Genomic DNA, 17,893 nt, shown 5'->3' on the forward strand with positions numbered 1-17,893 from the left:
TTTGTATTTTATTTTTTTGTTATCAGAATCAAACCTGTTGACCAGCACATTTTTGTAAGTTGAATGTCATTTCTTTTTTCTAAATCTTGAATAAGAATTTCGACATTTTTATCATGATTTTTTGGCCAGTTTTTTTGCGGTAACATATCATCGATTAAATAAATTCCTCCTGGTTTCAATAGTTGCAAAGTTTCTTCTAGAACAGCATATTTGCCGGGCCAGGCATCAGCAAAAATTAAATCAAACTTTTCTCCGTTGTAATTTAAAATCCATTTTTCGGCATCATTGCAAACAAATGAAACATTTGATTTTTGAAAATACTTTTTGGCAACATTTTGATATTCTGCCAAATTATCAATGGAAATTAAGTTTGAATTTTCATTCATTCCTTCAATCATCCATGCAAGCGATAATCCTGTTCCAGTTCCTAATTCTAAAAAGTGACCGTCTTTTTTGGATGCAATTAATGTTCTTAGAAAGCTTCCTGTTTGTAAATCTGACGGCATTGAAAACGAAATTTTTTCAGAATCAATCTTGATTTCTGAATAGAATTTAGGTAAAACAATGTTGTTGTCGTTCATTCTGAGCTTAGTATCGATTCAAAAAAATAGTTAAAAAGCAGTTACTAAGGTCAACCTTGGCTGAGCTTGAGTAACTGCTTTTTGGGTTGGTTGTTTTTTGGTTGTTGGTTAGTAAGGAAGTTTATCAGCAAAAGCCACGATATCTTCTTTGATATTTTGTAAATAATCAATGTCATCAAAGCCATTAATCATATTATTCTTTTTGTATCCGTTGATCGCAAAAGATTCTTGTTGTCCTGTAGACAATAAAGTAATTGTCTGTTCTGGAAGATTGATTTCTAATTCTGTTTTTGGATCAGCTTCAATCGCTTTGAAAATGGTATCAGCGAATTCAGGACTAACCTGAACTGGTAAAACACCAATGTTTAAACAGTTTCCTTTGAAGATATCAGCAAAGAAACTTGAAACTACAGCTCTAAATCCGTAATCGTAAACTGCCCATGCAGCATGTTCTCTTGAAGATCCTGAACCAAAGTTTTTTCCTCCAACAAGGATTTTTCCAGAGTAAGTTGAATCGTTCAAAACGAAATCAGTTTTTGGAGTATCGTCTCCATTATATCTCCAGTCTCTAAAAAGGTTGTCTCCGAAACCTTCACGTTTTGTAGCTTTTAAGAAACGAGCTGGGATGATTTGATCTGTATCTACGTTCTCAATTGGCAGCGGCACTGCACTGCTGGTAAGTATGTTAAATTTATCGTATGCCATTTTGTTTTTGCTTTAGGCTGTTTTTTTGCTTTAGGCTATAAGCTATAGGCTATAGGCTTTAAGCTTTTTGTACAGCGTTTATTTTTTATTTGCTTTAGGCTTTAAGCAATAAGCTGTAAGCCTTTTTTAAGATTCTGTTAAAAGCTTACAGCTTATTGCTTACAGCTTACAGCAGGAATTAGAATAATTCCCTCGGATCTGTTAGTTTTCCTGTAACAGCAGCTGCAGCAGCCATAATTGGACTTGCTAAAAGCGTTCTTGATCCAGGACCTTGACGACCTTCAAAGTTTCTGTTTGAAGTACTTACTGCATATTTTCCAGCAGGAACTTTATCATCGTTCATTGCTAAACAAGCAGAACAACCCGGTTGACGTAATACGAAACCAGCTTCGGTTAAAATATCCAAGATACCTTCTTCTTTAATTTGAGCTTCAACAACGTGAGAACCTGGAACTAACCAAGCGGTAACATTGTCTGCTTTTTTTCTTCCTTTTACAATTTCGGCGAAAGCTCTAAAATCTTCAATACGTCCATTTGTACAGCTTCCTAAGAAAACATAATCAATAGGTTTTCCAATCATCACATCATCTTCATGGAAACCCATATAAGCTAAAGATTTTTTGTAAGTTTCCTCACCGCCTTCAACTTCTTTTGCACTTGGGATATGTTTTGAAATACCAATTCCCATTCCAGGATTGGTACCATAAGTAATCATTGGTTCAATGTCTGAAGCCTTGATGTTTAACTCAGCATCAAATACAGCATCAGCATCAGTTTTTAAAGTTTTCCAGTATTCAACAGCTTTTGTCCAAGCTTCACCTTTTGGAGCGTATAATCTTCCTTCAAGGAAATCGAAAGTAGTTTGATCAGGAGCGATCATTCCGCCTCGCGCACCCATTTCGATACTTAAGTTACAAACTGTCATACGACCTTCCATAGTCATGTTTTCAAAAACATCACCAGCGTATTCAACAAAATAACCTGTACCTCCAGAAGTAGTTAATTGAGCAATAATATAAAGTGCAACGTCTTTTGGACCAACACCTTTGCTTAATTGACCATTTACGTTAATGCGCATTTTCTTTGGTTTAGGCTGCATAATGCATTGTGTAGAAAGCACCATCTCAACCTCAGAAGTTCCGATACCAAAAGCAATAGCTCCAAAGGCACCGTGAGTAGATGTATGCGAATCACCGCAAACAATAGTAGCACCTGGCAAAGTAATTCCGTTTTCAGGACCAACTACGTGTACAATTCCATTTTTTTGGTGACCTAATCCCCAGTGTGAAATTCCGTATTCGTTTGCATTGTCTTCAAGAGCTTGAAGCTGATTAGCAGATAAAGGATCCTGAACTGGTAAATGTTGGTTTATGGTTGGTGTATTGTGATCTGCGGTTGCAAAAGTACGTTGTGGGTATAAAACGTTAACGCCTCTTGATTTTAATCCTAAAAAAGCAACAGGACTCGTAACTTCATGAATGAAATGGCGGTCAATAAAAAACACATCTGGTCCATCTTCAATTTTACGCACTACATGTGAATCCCATACTTTGTCAAATAATGTCTTACTCATTTTTATTTTTTTAAATGTAATTTCTATAACTACAGCATTTTCCTGTTCATTATAATAGCAAAACAAAAGTAAAAAAAGATACAAAGGCGTCAATTTCAATATTTCATTATATACGATACCCAAACTAAAATACAAATTGCGAAATGGCTTTTTTTGTCTTCAATTTTTGTCTAAAAATGTATAAGGAATTGATTTTGTTTTTCTTTTTTTGCTTAAATCCTGCTTAATTGTTTTTTGTTTTGATAGTTTGCAAATTTATTTTAAAATAGCTATAAAAAAGAGTATTTTGTTTGAAAATATGTAACAAATTGAGTGAAAATAGTAATAATTACCAGTTTTGGTTTCTTTTTTTGTTTTTGAAATCAGGCGTTTAAACACTTTTACAAGCATTTAGAATTAGATTTTAGAAACGTTTTTAATGTCTTTTTTAGATAAAATAATACGACATCCAAGAAGTGTATTTTTTGTTTTTAGAATGAAATTAAATGAAAACAAAAATATCATAATTGGTAAATTGATTGATTATGACAACTAGCTGACAATTACTTTCAAAAAGAACTTCTAATATTGAAACCTCTAATTTTAAATAAATATGCCATGAATTTAAATCAATTCGCTTACACATTAGGAGTTTTAGGAACAGTAATTATTTTAATCTGGGTAGGTCTTTTCAAATTTACTGTCGTCGAAGCCGAAGCAATAAAAGGTTTAGTCGAGAATCATTTTGCAATGAGCTGGATGTATAAAGTTATGTCAGTGCAGCAGGTTTCGAATTTTATCGGAATTTTTGAAGTTCTTACTGGGTTGGGATTGCTTGCTTCTTTATTTGTTAAGAGAATCGGCCTTTATGCCGGCTGTGCTTCTGCTATTATATTTATTACAACATTGAGTTTTTTAATTACAACTCCTGGTATTTTTAAAAGTCTAGAAGGTTTTCCTATAACTGATTTTTTTATTTTAAAAGATATTCCATATTTGGCGATTTCGTTAATGGTTTGTGTAAAAGGGAAGGAATAAAATAAGTGCTTTTCTTAACAAATTCACTAGCTGAATTGTTTAAAAAAAGACTAAATTTGAATTTCCTCTATTCTATATTTTACTATTTTGTATAGCGCATATAATCAATGTTTTATGTGGTGTAAAATTTGGATTTTGGGACTTTAATTTTGCCTTTTTAAGCTTATGTATTTAATATTCGATACCGAAACTACTGGATTACCAAAACGCTGGGATGCTCCAATAACTGATTCTGATAACTGGCCTCGCTGTATTCAGATCGCATGGCAGCTTCATGACGAAATGGGACAGCTTATTGAACATCAGGATTATTTGGTAAAACCAGATGGATTTAATATTCCGTATGATGCCGAGCGTATTCACGGAATCTCAACTGAATTGGCGGAAGCTGATGGAATCACGCTGGCAGAAGTTTTAGAGAAATTCAATATCGCTTTAAGTAAAACTAAATTTATTGTCGGTCAGAATTTAGGTTTCGATGTTAATATTATGGGAGCTGAATTCCATAGAATGGGTGTAGATTCGCCAATGAGCACAATGCCGGTTCTAGATACTTGTACAGAAGTTACGGCTTCATTATTGCAGCTTCCCGGAGGTCGTGGAGGAAGATTTAAATTGCCAACATTAACAGAGTTACACAGTTATTTATTTGATAAACCTTTTGCAGAAGCGCACAACGCAACTGCCGACGTTGAGGCAACTACTCGCTGTTTCTTGGAGTTAATTAGAAGAGAGGTTTTTACTAAAGAAGAACTTGATGTTCCAAAGGAATATTTCAAAGAATTTCAAGCTAGAAATCCGCAAGAGTTTCCATTAATTGGTTTAAAACACATCAATTTAAAAGCGGCTTCTGATAAAATCAGAGAGCAATTAAAAGCTTTAGAATCTGTTGGTAAAGAACCTGCAGTTTCGCATTCTGACAGAGAAGATTTTAAAGCAGCAAAATATTCGCATTTACACAATCATACACAGTTTTCGGTTCTTCAATCAACGATCGGAATTGGGAATATTGTTGCAGCTACTGCTAAAAACGGAATGCCGGCTGTTGCCATGACGGATACCGGAAACATGATGGGCGCATTTCACTTTGTGAGCGCCGTTATGAACCACAACAAAGCAGCATCAGGAAAAAATAAAGCTTTAGTTGAAGCTGGAGAAGAGCCGACTGAAACGGAGATTAAACCAATTGTGGGCTGTGAATTTAACGTTTGTGAAAACCATTTAGATAAAAGTAAAAAAGACAACGGAAACCAGATTGTATTATTAGCCAAAAACAAAAATGGATATCACAATTTGGCTAAAATGTCTTCTATCGCTTTTACCAACGGATTTTACTATGTTCCTAGAATTGATCGCGCGATTATCGAAAAATACAAGGAAGATATTATGGTTTTGTCTGGAAATTTATATGGAGAAATTCCGAGTAAAATTCTGAACATTGGTGAAAACCAAGCCGAAGAAGCTTTAATTTGGTGGAAGGAACAATTTGGTGATGATTTTTATCTGGAATTGATGCGCCATAATCAGGAAGATGAAAATCGCGTAAACAAAACTCTGATTGAATTTTCGCAAAAGCATAATGTAAAGCTAATTGCAACCAATAATACTTATTATTTAAATAAAGAAGATGCCAATGCACACGATATTTTACTTTGTGTAAAAGACGGTGAAAAACAGGCAACGCCAATTGGTCGTGGTCGTGGTTATCGCTACGGACTTCCAAATCAGGAATACTATTACAAGTCCGAAGAAGAGATGAAAAAACTCTTTGCCGATTTGCCTGAAGCCATTATTAACATTCAGGAAATTGTCGATAAAGTAGAAGGATATTCACTTTATCGTGATGTATTGCTTCCTAAATTTGATATTCCACAAGAATTTGTTGTTGAAGAAGATGAGGCTGATGGAGGTGTTCGTGGTGAAAATAAATACCTGCGACACCTTACAATGGAAGGAGCCAAAAGAAGATATGGAGAAATTACAGAATCAATTCAAGAACGTCTCGATTTTGAGTTATTAACGATTTCGAATTCAGGTTATCCGGGTTATTTCTTAATTGTACAGGATTTCATTGCCGAAGCTAGAAATATGGACGTTTCTGTAGGGCCCGGTCGTGGATCTGCAGCGGGTTCTGCCGTTGCTTACTGCCTCGGAATTACGAATATTGACCCAATTAAATACGATTTGCTTTTTGAGCGTTTCCTAAATCCTGACCGTGTATCGATGCCCGATATTGATATCGACTTTGATGATGAGGGTCGTGGACGTGTTATGGAATACGTAATCAACAAATACGGTCAAAAACAGGTAGCGCAGATTATCACTTATGGTAAAATGGCAACCAAATCGGCGATTCGTGATACGGCGCGTGTATTGGATTTACCGTTGTTTGAAGCCGATAGAATTGCAAAATTGATTCCGGGAATGATGCCGTCAAAATGGAATTTGGCGCGTTTTATTTCAGAGAGTGAGGAGGAAGTTAAAAAAGCACTTCGTTCAGACGAATTTGACAATGTAAAAGAATTAATCGCCATTGCCAATGAAGATGATTTGGCGGGAGAAACCATTCAGCAGGCAAAAATCCTTGAAGGATCGATGCGTAATACTGGAATTCACGCCTGCGGGGTAATTATTACGCCATCGGATATTACGAATTACGTTCCAGTTACTACTGCAAAAGATTCTGATTTATATGTAACACAGTTTGATAACTCGGTTGCAGAAAGTGCGGGATTGCTGAAAATGGACTTCTTGGGTCTGAAGACTCTTACGCTGATAAAAGATACTGTAAAACTGGTAAAATACAGAACAGGAATTGAATTGGATCCAGATACATTTCCAATCGATGATGAAGAAACATATGCGCTTTTCCAGAGAGGTGAAACTGTTGGAATCTTTCAATACGAGTCACCCGGAATGCAGAAATACATGAAAGATCTAAAGCCGACGGTTTTTGGAGATTTAATTGCCATGAATGCACTTTATCGTCCGGGACCTTTGGAGTATATTCCATCTTTCGTTCGAAGAAAAAATGGTGACGAAGAAATAAAATACGATTTAGATGCCTGTGCAGAATATTTGTCGGAAACCTACGGAATTACAGTTTACCAAGAGCAGGTAATGCTTTTGTCTCAGTCTTTGGCGGGATTTACAAAGGGTGAGGCCGACGTTTTGCGTAAAGCGATGGGTAAGAAACAAAAGGATGTACTAGATAAAATGAAGCCGAAGTTTGTGGAACAAGCGGCGCAAAAAGGTCACGATGCCAAAGTTTTGGAGAAAATCTGGAAAGACTGGGAAGCTTTTGCGAGTTACGCCTTCAACAAATCGCACTCGACTTGTTATGCGTGGATTGCTTACCAAACGGCTTATTTGAAAGCACACTATCCAGCTGAATATATGGCGGCGGTACTTTCGAATAACATGAACGATATCAAACAAGTTTCCTTTTTCATGGAAGAATGCAAACGTATGGGATTACAAGTTTTGGGACCAGACGTAAATGAATCGTATTATAAATTTACCGTAAACGATGATTATGCAGTTCGTTTTGGAATGGGAGCGATTAAAGGTGTTGGTTCTGGAGCGGTTGAAACGATTGTAGAAAACAGAAAAGACGGAAGATATAAATCGATTTTTGATTTGGCGCAGCGAATTGATTTGCGTGCTGCCAATAAAAAAGCGATTGAAAACTTAGTACTTGCTGGTGGTTTCGACTCTTTTGAAGGAACAACCAGAGCACAATATTTTCATGATGATGGCGACGGAATTACATTTTATGAAAAAGCAATTCGATATGGATCAAAGTTTCAGGAAAATGAAAATTCATCACAAGTAAGTTTGTTTGGAGAAGCAAGCGAAGTGCAGATTGCAGAGCCAATTATTCCCGCATGTGAAGATTGGAGTACAATGGAAAAACTGGCAAAAGAAAAAGAAGTTGTCGGGATTTATATTTCCGGACATCCGCTTGATGATTTTAGATTTGAAATGAAGTATTTCTGTAATTCTCGACTAGAATCATTGAAAAGTATGAATGAATTTGTGGGTAAAAATTTAAACTTTGCTGGAATTATCAATAACGTTCAGCACCGTGTGGCAAAAAACGGAAAAGGCTGGGCAGTGTTTAACTTAGAAGGTTATGATGAAAGTTATGAGTTTAAGATTTTTGGAGAAGAATATCTTAAATTTCGACATTTCCTGATACAGAATAATTTTGCCTTTCTAAAAATACTAATAAAAGATGGTTGGGTAAACCATGATACGGGTAAAAAATCAGATCCAAGAATGCAGTTTGTCGAAATCAGACAATTGCAGGATATTATGGAGGCTTTTGCTAAAAAACTGATTGTTTTACTAAACATTCAAGATCTTCAAACCGAATTTATTCATAGATTAAGTCATTTATTTAATGAAAATAAAGGCGAAAATTCGGTGACTTTTGAGATTATGGAATTGGAAAAAATTAAACGACTTGTTGAGGTAGAAACTCCCGCTGATTTTGAAGAAAGCGATGATGCTGTTTTTGAAGATGAAAATGAAGATGCAGCGCAAGAAACCAAGATTCAGGAAGTAAATGAAATTGAAGAAATAAAAGTTGTTACCAAATTAACAATGCCAAGCCGAAGATTAAAGATTAGGATTTCTGCTGAGCTGCTTCAGGAATTAGAGAAATTACAGGTAAATTTTAAGCTGAACTAAATTTTAACAGTTAAAATTTAGAATAATGCATTTTTTTAGTGTTAAAATTATGCGTGCATAATAGTTTTTTAGTAATATTGCTCCAAATTACAACGATTTCGTTCCAAGTCTAACAATGCAAATTATAAGAATATGTTAAAAAATTCTATGTTTGTATAAATTAATTAAATCAGAATTATGAAAAAGAACCTATTTTTATTAGGATTATTAGTTTGTTCTATGGCCACAATTGCGCAAACTGAAAAAGCAGACAAACCAGAAAGCTGGTATTTCAAATTGGGTGGATCATATTTCAACCAAACTGCTTCAACTGAGTTTCCAACAGTTGGAGGACATGATGCAATGAATAGAACTTATGTAGGAGGAAAATTAGTTTCTGAAAAAAGTATTACAGGTTCTTTTGGTCAAGGATTTAGAACTGGTATTACTGCTGGATATAGATTTAATACTCGTTTAGGAGTTGAGTTAGGAGCAAATTATTACACTAGTAATGATAAAACAATGGCGCAAACTACATCAGATATGCCAATTACGCCAAGCGGTGTATATAACTTTAAATCAGTAGGTCAAATTACTGCATTTGATATTGCTCCAGCTTTAGTGTTGTTTTTAGGAGAGCACAAAGGATTTGAGCCGTATACTAAAGTAGGTGTTTTAGTTCCAGTTCATGGAGATTTAGAAATTACTACAGATGCACGTGCTCCAATCGCTTTTAATCCAACTACAGGAGCACCAGTTGCTTTTGGAGATGTTCATAGTGTTGATAAAGTAAAACCAAATCCAACTATTGGATTTACAGCAGCTTTAGGAACTTCATACAAATTAGGAAAACATATTTCTGCTTTTGCTGAATTAGAGTATAGAAACTTTACTGTACACGGTAAAACAAAAGAAACAACTGAATTTACAGTGAATGGTAATGATGCTTTAGCTACTAGATCGACAGCTCAAATTCATACAAATTATAGAGATGGTTTAGATGTTAATTCTAACAACGCTGCAACAAATCCAAACGGAGTTAATAAAGATAAACCAATGGATGAGTTAAGCTCTTATGTTGGAATCTCAGGCTTAGGTTTGACTTTAGGTCTTAAATACAGCCTATAATTTATAGAAGTTTTTTAGTTTTTAGAAAAGAGGATATTCTTAATGAATATCCTCTTTTTTTGTTTTTTTGTCATTTTGACTGAAAGGAGAAATCACACTAGAAACTATACAAAGATTGGCGACTCTCTCTGTAGATTCCCGCGTGTGATTTCTCCTTTCAGTCGAAATGACAAGATTGTGTAAATAGTACTAGCTTTTCGACTTCGCTCTCAGCGATAATTTTAAGATTTCGAGTTTCTAAACTCCTTCAAAACTTCATCAATAACCCAAGTCGTTCTTGATGCTGAAGTTCCTTTCGATGGAGAAGATCCTTCTTTGCCTAAAAGTTCAGTAATTACCGTTTCTATAAGTGGCTGTTGAATATGAAGCGGATTTTCGATTGCAATACTTTCTTTTTCTCCATTCGCATATTGAATATGAATTGGGTCATTTCCAAAAGTCGAAAATGAGATTTTTCCTTTATCACCAACAATTTCGGTATTATCGTAACGTTCAAAACTAGTAAAATTCCACAAACCCGTTCCGTGAATACCATTTTCAAATAAAAATGACATCGAAACAGAGTCTTCGGCTGGATATGCTTTTAATTGCGAAGTAGCATGTCCGCGAACTGATTTTATAGGGCCTAAAACATAATCTAGAAAATCTAAAGTATGACAAGCTAAATCAACAAAAATTCCGCCGCCGGAAATATGAGGTAAAACCGTCCACGGAAGATTGATTTCATCATCATAACGTGCTTCAAAAGGATGATATAAAACACAGTTTACATGTCTTATAGTTCCTATTTTTCCTTTGTCAATTAATTCTTTTATTTTTAAAAACCGAGGTAAACTTCTTCTGTAATAAGCAACAAACAAAGGCACATTATGTTCTTTGCAAACGCTGATCATTTCATTACACTCTTCAAAAGTCAAAGCCATAGGTTTTTCAACATAAACAGGTTTTCCAGCTTTGGCGCATAAAATGGTGTATTCTTTATGAGATGATGGAGGAGTAGCAATATAAACCGCATCAACTTCGGGATCATTTATTAAATCAACGGCATTCGAATACCATTTCGGAACATTATGACGTTTGGCATAATCTTCGGCAAGTGCAGCATCTCTTCGCATTACGGCAACTAAAGCTGAATTTGGAGCTTTCTGAAAAGCAGGTCCGCTTTTTACTTCGGTTACATTACCGCAGCCTATAATTCCCCATTTTATAATTTTCATCTTTGGATATTTTGGTTTTTCAAATTTAAAAAAGGTTTGCCACGAATTGCACTAATTTTCACTAATTTATTTTTCCTGCTGATTCATAGTGAAAAAAAAATCTGCCTATCTGCTAAATCTGCGTGAGAAAAATATCGAACAAAAAAGTTAGCCGCGAATTCACGAATTAATTTCACGCAGATTTTGCAGATTTAAGCAGATATGCGCAGATTTTTTAATCTAATTATATCTGCAAAATCTGCGGGAAACAAATTAATAAAGCCAAAGATTAAAAAGATTTCCACAGATTTTAAATCCCGCAAATTCTTTTAATCAGTGGCAAAAAAATAAGCCACGATTTACACATCCGCCACAATTAAAATTCGTGGAAATTAGTGTAATTCGTGGCTAAAAAATTAAGTTTTTAAAGTCTTACTTTTTCGGCAAAGCTTTAAAGCCCATATTGTAAAGTGTGAAAGCCTGAATGTCTACATTCTCCTGGATTGTAGCCGCAACAGATTTTCCTGCTCCGTGTCCTGCTTTTACATCAATTCTAATTAAAACTGGATTGTTTCCTGTTTGTTTATCTTGCAGTTCAGCAGCAAATTTAAAACTGTGAGCAGGAACCACACGATCATCATGATCACCAGTAGTTACCATAGTTGCAGGATATTGAACTCCTTTTTTAACGCTTTGAACTGGAGAATATCCTTTAAGGTATTCAAACATTTCTTTACTGTCTTGAGCCGTTCCATAATCATATGCCCAACCAGCTCCAGCAGTAAAAGTATGGTAACGTAACATATCCATTACACCAACTGCAGGTAAAGCTACTTTCATTAAATCAGGACGCTGAGTCATAGTTGCTCCAACTAATAATCCTCCGTTAGAACCTCCGCGAATAGCTAAATAATCTGATGAAGTATATTTTTGAGCAATTAGATATTCAGCAGCAGCGATAAAATCATCAAATACATTTTGTTTTTGAAGTTTCGTTCCTGCATCGTGCCATTTTTTACCATATTCGCCTCCTCCTCTTAAGTTGGCAACTGCGTAAACACCTCCATTTTCCATCCAAACCGCATTTGCAATACTGAAACTTGGAGTTAAACTAATATTGAATCCACCATAACCATAAAGAATCGTTGGGTTTTTACCGTCTAATTTTGTTCCTTTTTTATAAGTAATAATCATCGGGATTTTTGTGCCGTCTTTTGAAGTATAAAATACTTGTTTAGACTCGTAATCTTCGCTTTTGAAATCAACTTTTGGTTTTTGATAAATTTCTGATTTACCAGATTTTGGTTCAAAAGAAAAAATACTTCCTGGAGTTGTATAATTTGTAAAGCTGTAGTATAAAATTTTCTCTTCCTTTTTTGCTCTAAATCCTCCGGCAGTTCCAACCGCAGGAAGTTTGATTTCGCGAATTAATTTACCGTTGTAATCGTATTGTAAAACTAACGAAACTGCATCTTTTGTATAATTAGCAAAAAAGTATCCGCCTCCTGTAGATGGCGATAAAACATTTTCTGTTTCTTTGATAAAATCTTTCCAGTTTTCAGGTTTTGGATTACTAAAATCTACAGTAACCACACGTCCGTTTGGAGCTTTATAATCAGTGTGAATAAATAATTTACTTCCTTCATTTTCGATAATATTATTATCAGTGTTGAAGTTGTCTACAATGGTTACAATTGGACTGTTTGGCGTTTTTAAATCTTTAATATAAAGTTCGTTTCCATAAGTAGAATTTGCTGCTGTAATTACTAAAAAACGATTGTCTTCAGTAACGTAACCTCCAACATATCTTCTTTTTTGATCTGCACCAAAAATTACTTTATCCTCTTTTTGAGAAGTTCCTAATTTGTGAAAGTACAATTTGTGCTGATCTGTTTTTGCAGATAATTCACTTCCTTTTGGTTTGTCATAACTTGAATAATAGAAACCTTCGTTTCCAAGCCATGAAATACCGCTGAATTTTACGTCAACCAAAGTATCTTCAAGAACTTTTTTAGATACGGCATCAATAATAATAACTTTTCTCCAGTCGCTTCCGCCTTCAGAAATTGAATAAGCAGTTTTGCTTCCATCTTTAGAGAAATCTAATCCGCCAAGCGAAGTCGTACCGTCTTTAGAAAATGTATTTGGATCTAAGAAAACTTCCTCTTTACCATTCTGATCTTTTCTATAAACCACAGATTGATTTTGAAGACCATTATTTTTTGAATAATAAGTAAACTTTCCTTCTTTGTATGGAGCGCCGATTTTTTCGTAATTCCAAAGTTTTTCCATTCGTTTTTTAAGTTCGTCACGAAACGGAATTTTATCTAGATATGCATAAGTAACTTCGTTTTGAGCTTTAACCCAAGCGCCCGTTTCAGCAGATTTGTCATCTTCAAGCCAACGATACGGATCGCTTACTTTTGTGTCAAAATAGACATCAACAGTTTCTCCTTTTTTGGTTTCTGGATATTGAATTTTATTTTGAGCAAATGAAATTCCTGCAGTTGTGATTGCCATCAATAAAAATGTTTTTTTCATAGTTAGTTTTTATCTGTTGTAACAAAAATAGCACTTTTTGTTGTGAAAAATGAATGCAAAAAGTTAAACCATATTAGTCATATAAGCTCATTTTAATTAAGTGCTTAGCTTATATTTACTTATATGACTGATATGGTTTAAAAATGTTACAGATTAAAGTTAATGCCTAGAACAATGTTTCTTCCAATGTTTGGAATGCCGTCTGTTTTTAGTCTTGAAAGATGTGCAATATATTTTTTGTCAAATAAATTGTTTCCGTTTAAGTTTACATCAAAGGCAGTTTTTCCAAGTTTAACAGTTCCTCCAAAACCCAGATTTACCAGAGTATACCCTTTTGAAGCTGTTTCAAAACCGCTTACATTATCTTGATTAAAAGTCGAAGAAACATTCAAAGAAGCAAAACCTTCACTCAGCCAATCTTTAATTTTAAACTCAGTTCTAAGCGTATTGTTCCAGTTGTTGGCAGGAATTAAAGGTAGATAATCATTGTTGTCTTTTTTACCCATTACAGTTTCAAAACTCGTTTCAAAATGTAACCAGTCTAATGGATGCGGGTGAAAATGCAGTCCAGCCTCACCACCATATAATTTTGCATTATCCTGAACGTAAGCAAAAACATCATTCTCATCGCGAATTTCTCCTGTTGGAGATGTATAAATATAATTGTTTACGTGATTGTAAAAACCATTTACAAAAAACTCAAAATGTGTGTTTTTGTATTCCAGATTCAAATCAGTTTGAATATTTTGTTCCGTTTTCAAATCAGCATTTCCAATTTCATAACGATTCGTTCCTTCGTGAACACCATTTGAAGTTAATTCCGCTAAGTTTGGCGCTCTAAATCCGCTGGCAACATTTAATCTCAAAGTTAATGGTTCAGCTAATTTTGTTTTATATCCCAACGAAGCATTAAAGCTGTCAAAAGAGCGATCTAAAGCTTTAAAATAACCTTCTTCACCTTCTTCACCGTGTGCAATAGAAGTAATATTTCTATTGTCAAAACGCAGACCAGCTTGTAAAACGCTGTTTTTCCATTCGTAATTTGCAGTTCCAAAAACTCCAAAATCATTCGTCGTTGCATCAGGAATTAAATATTCCTCACCAGAATTTTTATTCGTTTGGTGCATTCCCTGAACACCCAAAATAGTTTCGATTTTTCCGAATTTAGGAAAATGATATTTAGCGTTGTAATTAAAAGTATTCAATTTCATATGAAGAGAAGCGTCGTTGCTGTCTTCAAATTCACTTCGGTCATTGGCAATATAGCCCAAATCAACATCTAACTTTGAGTTTTCAAAAAAGATAACATTGTTCAAACTCAATAAATGATTAAAAATTCCTTGTCTAGGAAATTGTGTGTCTTTACTTGAAGATTGTTCTGCGATTCCATCTTCTGGAATTCCAATGTCAAGTTTGTTGTAATTGTATCTCAAAACACTTGAGAAAGTCGAATTGCTGTAACCGATTCCAGTTTTAAAATCAGTTTCATTATAACGAGAATTCGTCACGCGATCACCGCCAGAAATTTTATAATCAGAATGGGTGTTGTAACTTCCGCGTGCTAGAAATTTCCAATTGTCAGTAGATGTTTTTAATCCAATAGAAGAATTGCTTCCTTGTGTATTGGTGAAATATTTTTGACTGAAATTAGCTTTAAAATCTCCAGCATCAGCAAATTTTTCAGGATTAAAATATAAAACACCTCCCAAAGCATCAGAACCATAAAGCAAAGAAGCAGGTCCTTTGATAACTTCGACACTTTCGATTCCGGCATCATTCAAGCCTAAACCATGTTCGTCGCCAAACTGCTGATTTTCGATACGAACGCCTTGCGAATAAACTAAAACACGATTACCGCTTAATCCTCGAATTACTGGTTTTCCAATAGAAGTTCCCGTCGAAATTTGAGAAACTCCCGGAATTGTTGCTAAGCCTTCTATTAAAGTTGAGGTTCCTTTTTGCTGTAAAGTTTTGATGCTTTCATGCTCAATTTTCATTACGTTTTGCGATTGCAGTTTGTTGAAAGGAGTAGAAACTACAACTTCATCCATTTCTAAGATAGATTCTGCAAGACTCACATCTAATGTATTTTGTTTTACCAATTTGGCAATTGTTTTATTTTGGGTAGCAAATCCAACAAACGAAAAAGCAAGGCGTAAACCTCCGTTTGGCAGATTGTTTAATTCGTATTTTCCGTTTGCATCAGTAGTTGTTCCTTTATGTAATTCTGGTGCGTAAACAGAAACGCCCGGCATAGGCTGATTTTGAGTATCAGTTACAATACCTGAAACTGAATTTTGGGCAGACAGCAAGCCCGAAAACCCTAAAATAAGGGCAATTATTATTTTTTTCATTTGAAATTATGCTATAGTTAATTGTTTTTTCTTTTAAATAAAAACTAAAACTACAATGCAGCATTCTGATCCTAATTAATAAAATAGGATTAGGAAACTCAATGTTATTTTGAATCTTGATTAAAAAAAATGTAAAGATTATTTCGAGTATTCGAAATTTAAGAAACTATAAAAGCAGGAGGTCCTCGTAATAAATACGAAGGTTTTGAAATTGAAAAAATCTTTTCAGTAAGAGGAAAGAAATACGGTGTTTCAGTTCCAAAAGTGTGAAACTGAAAAGAAATACTTTCGGGAACGATATAGCCTCCAAACGCAAAATTACAAACAAAACAAAGATCATAATTATGATGCTGGTGCGTTATTTCTCCGTTTGGATCATTGTAATCGTGGTGGCATTGTTTTTCTGAAAGCTGTTTTACGATATGCTCATAACTGTGCACAGACTGAAACAATATCGAAAACAATATTGTGACAGCAAACGAGAAACTTAATATGAGCTGCTTTCTTTTCATGCAAGACAAAGGTATAAAAGACCAGTGAAAAAATGGTTTATTTTTTTGATTCTGCTCTTGATTTGTTGAAAATACTGCAAAGAATGGGTTTATTCGTCGTGAAAAAGAGAATTATTACTTTCAAATCACATCATGAAGTGGCATTGTGTTATATTTGTAAGTGAAATAAATGCAGCTTTTTGAACGTTTATTTAAGAACCCTTTTAAAACCACAATACAATATGCGATTACTTTTTAGCTGTTTGTTTTTAACTTCATTTTTCAGTGTTTTTGCTCAAAATGAAGTGAAGCCAGAAGTAAAACCCGAAGTTAAAATTGATTCATTGTATCGTGAAGATCAGTTTTATTTTTCGGTAACGTATAATATGTTTACAGATATACCTCAAAGATTCAAGCAAAATAAATTTTCTTTAGGACTTTCTGGAGGTTTTTTGCGTGATATGCCCATTAATAAATCGAGAACATTTGCAATTGCAGCTGGTTTAGGATTCAGTTATCAAAACTATTATCAAAATTTAGGTATTTCTAGAGACGGATCTGGAGCTATAGTTTATAACGTTACTGATTATGGCGAAATAGTGTCAAATCGATATAAGCAATATTCTGTAGATCTTCCTATAGAATTTAGATGGCGTAATTCTACTTTTGAAAGCACTAAGTTTTGGCGGGTTTATACAGGGATAAAATTAAGTTATGTGTTTTCAACTACTTCAAATTTGAATGCTGGAGAGGAAACGTATAAAATAAAAAATAACGCTTCAATTAATACATTTCAATACGGACCATATATTTCGGCAGGTTATAATACCTGGAACCTTTATGTGTACTATGGATTAAGCCCTTTGTTTAATTCAGCGACAACACTTACAGGAGAGAAAGTTAATTTAAAAACCCTGAATGCCGGACTGATTTTTTACATTTTATAACCACAGAAATAAAAACAGTACTTGCGGTAAAACGCCTATAAGTAATCCTGCAAGAAGTTCCTTTGGAGTATGAGCATTCATTTCTAATCGTGAAGAAGCAACAATCCCCGTCATTAAAATTAAAAAAGCACTCCAATACGGATTTTGCGTCTGCAGATGAATGTTTAATCCCATAGCAAAAATCGTGAAACCGCTTATTGCCGCAACGTGAAGACTTGGTTTAAATTTGAAAAGCGAACAAACGAGCGCTAAAATGGTTGTAAATAAGGCACCCAGAAAAAAGAAATGAAGTTCAGGATAACGAGTAATAACAATACTTCTTTTGACCAATAAAATATACAAAAAAGATTGTAAAACTAAGGGAACAAGCCTTTGAGAAGTCTCTGGAAGCATTAAAGATTTTACATGTCCTGTTGAGCGCAGCAACAAGAAAAATAAAACAGGAACAATAATCGTAATCACCAAAATTTGAAATAATACAAAGTACTTTTCTTGAGTTGTAAAAACATCATCTTTGCAAAAAAGATATAACAATGTAGTGTACATTGGAATAAATATAGGATGAAGTATGTAAGAGAATAGTGGAAGTACTTTTTTCAAAACGCTTTATTTTGTGGTGTTGAACAAATATAATGAAATAATGTTTTTTGCAACGAATATTTAGTTTCTCTAGCCACGAATTATTT

The 17,893-nt window shown here is 34.4% G+C and carries 12 protein-coding genes; 4 read left to right on the plus strand and 8 right to left on the minus strand.

The window, feature by feature from the left end; all coding sequences use genetic code 11:
• Nucleotides 1-8 precede the first annotated feature (8 nt).
• From BOW55_RS00950 to leuC, 3 genes are all read right to left on the minus strand, one after another.
• Nucleotides 9-581, minus strand: coding sequence for an O-methyltransferase (locus BOW55_RS00950; protein WP_129022585.1), 573 nt, complete (start codon nt 579-581; stop codon nt 9-11).
• Between the two features lie 108 nt (nt 582-689).
• Nucleotides 690-1,286, minus strand: a complete 597-nt coding sequence (gene leuD, locus BOW55_RS00955; RefSeq protein WP_129022586.1) for a 3-isopropylmalate dehydratase small subunit — start codon at nt 1,284-1,286, stop codon at nt 690-692.
• Nucleotides 1,287-1,464: 178 nt separating this feature from the next.
• Complete coding sequence (gene leuC / locus BOW55_RS00960; protein ID WP_129022587.1) at nt 1,465-2,859, minus strand: 3-isopropylmalate dehydratase large subunit; 1,395 nt, start codon at nt 2,857-2,859, stop codon at nt 1,465-1,467.
• Nucleotides 2,860-3,456: 597 nt separating this feature from the next.
• Here leuC and BOW55_RS00965 point away from each other — a divergent pair.
• From BOW55_RS00965 to BOW55_RS00975, 3 genes are all read left to right on the plus strand, one after another.
• Nucleotides 3,457-3,876 (plus strand): DUF417 family protein, encoded by a 420-nt coding sequence (locus BOW55_RS00965; protein WP_129022588.1) that lies wholly within the window; start codon nt 3,457-3,459, stop codon nt 3,874-3,876.
• 165 nt (nt 3,877-4,041) lie between these two features.
• Nucleotides 4,042-8,571: a DNA polymerase III subunit alpha gene (gene dnaE, locus BOW55_RS00970; RefSeq protein WP_129022589.1), complete on the plus strand. Its 4,530-nt coding sequence runs from the start codon at nt 4,042-4,044 to the stop codon at nt 8,569-8,571.
• A 177-nt stretch (nt 8,572-8,748) separates the two neighbouring features.
• Complete coding sequence (locus tag BOW55_RS00975; protein ID WP_089053755.1) at nt 8,749-9,678, plus strand: outer membrane beta-barrel protein; 930 nt, start codon at nt 8,749-8,751, stop codon at nt 9,676-9,678.
• A gap of 221 nt (nt 9,679-9,899) precedes the next feature.
• On the opposite strand, the gene BOW55_RS00980 is transcribed toward BOW55_RS00975, so the two are convergent.
• The 4 genes from BOW55_RS00980 to BOW55_RS00995 all read right to left on the minus strand — a co-directional run bounded on the left by BOW55_RS00980 (nt 9,900) and on the right by BOW55_RS00995 (nt 16,281).
• A complete protein-coding gene (locus tag BOW55_RS00980) occupies nt 9,900-10,895 on the minus strand; it encodes a Gfo/Idh/MocA family protein (protein WP_129022590.1) in 996 nt (331 codons plus the stop codon).
• Nucleotides 10,896-11,306: 411 nt separating this feature from the next.
• Nucleotides 11,307-13,415, minus strand: coding sequence for a prolyl oligopeptidase family protein (locus BOW55_RS00985; RefSeq protein ID WP_129022591.1), 2,109 nt, complete (start codon nt 13,413-13,415; stop codon nt 11,307-11,309).
• Between the two features lie 146 nt (nt 13,416-13,561).
• Nucleotides 13,562-15,769 (minus strand): TonB-dependent receptor, encoded by a 2,208-nt coding sequence (locus BOW55_RS00990; protein WP_129022592.1) that lies wholly within the window; start codon nt 15,767-15,769, stop codon nt 13,562-13,564.
• 158 nt (nt 15,770-15,927) lie between these two features.
• The gene (locus BOW55_RS00995; protein ID WP_164974987.1) at nt 15,928-16,281 is read right to left on the minus strand and encodes a hypothetical protein; all 354 of its coding nucleotides are present in this window, start codon (nt 16,279-16,281) and stop codon (nt 15,928-15,930) included.
• 221 nt (nt 16,282-16,502) lie between these two features.
• On the opposite strand from BOW55_RS00995, the gene BOW55_RS01000 reads away from it, so the two are divergent.
• On the plus strand, nt 16,503-17,207 hold the full coding sequence (locus BOW55_RS01000) for a porin family protein (RefSeq protein WP_129022594.1): 705 nt from the start codon (nt 16,503-16,505) through the stop codon (nt 17,205-17,207).
• On the opposite strand, the gene BOW55_RS01005 is transcribed toward BOW55_RS01000, so the two are convergent.
• Nucleotides 17,202-17,807 (minus strand): hypothetical protein, encoded by a 606-nt coding sequence (locus tag BOW55_RS01005; RefSeq protein WP_241686436.1) that lies wholly within the window; start codon nt 17,805-17,807, stop codon nt 17,202-17,204. The two genes, BOW55_RS01000 and BOW55_RS01005, sit on opposite strands and share 6 nt — an antisense overlap.
• Nucleotides 17,808-17,893 lie beyond the last annotated feature (86 nt).

The sequence above is a fragment of the Flavobacterium sp. YO12 genome (assembly GCF_004119495.1).
In the GTDB taxonomy this organism is placed as follows: Bacteria; Bacteroidota; Bacteroidia; order Flavobacteriales; family Flavobacteriaceae; genus Flavobacterium.

Bases quoted from the DNA above. Each gene is read 5' to 3' on its own strand.
- BOW55_RS00950 (WP_129022585.1), bottom strand. From the start codon at position 581: ATGAACGACAACAACATTGTTTTACCTAAATTCTATTCAGAAATCAAG.
- leuD (WP_129022586.1), bottom strand. From the start codon at position 1,286: ATGGCATACGATAAATTTAACATACTTACCAGCAGTGCAGTGCCGCTG.
- leuC (WP_129022587.1), bottom strand. From the start codon at position 2,859: ATGAGTAAGACATTATTTGACAAAGTATGGGATTCACATGTAGTGCGT.
- BOW55_RS00965 (WP_129022588.1), top strand. From the start codon at position 3,457: ATGAATTTAAATCAATTCGCTTACACATTAGGAGTTTTAGGAACAGTA.
- dnaE (WP_129022589.1), top strand. From the start codon at position 4,042: ATGTATTTAATATTCGATACCGAAACTACTGGATTACCAAAACGCTGG.
- BOW55_RS00975 (WP_089053755.1), top strand. From the start codon at position 8,749: ATGAAAAAGAACCTATTTTTATTAGGATTATTAGTTTGTTCTATGGCC.
- BOW55_RS00980 (WP_129022590.1), bottom strand. From the start codon at position 10,895: ATGAAAATTATAAAATGGGGAATTATAGGCTGCGGTAATGTAACCGAA.
- BOW55_RS00985 (WP_129022591.1), bottom strand. From the start codon at position 13,415: ATGAAAAAAACATTTTTATTGATGGCAATCACAACTGCAGGAATTTCA.
- BOW55_RS00990 (WP_129022592.1), bottom strand. From the start codon at position 15,769: ATGAAAAAAATAATAATTGCCCTTATTTTAGGGTTTTCGGGCTTGCTG.
- BOW55_RS00995 (WP_164974987.1), bottom strand. From the start codon at position 16,281: ATGAAAAGAAAGCAGCTCATATTAAGTTTCTCGTTTGCTGTCACAATA.
- BOW55_RS01000 (WP_129022594.1), top strand. From the start codon at position 16,503: ATGCGATTACTTTTTAGCTGTTTGTTTTTAACTTCATTTTTCAGTGTT.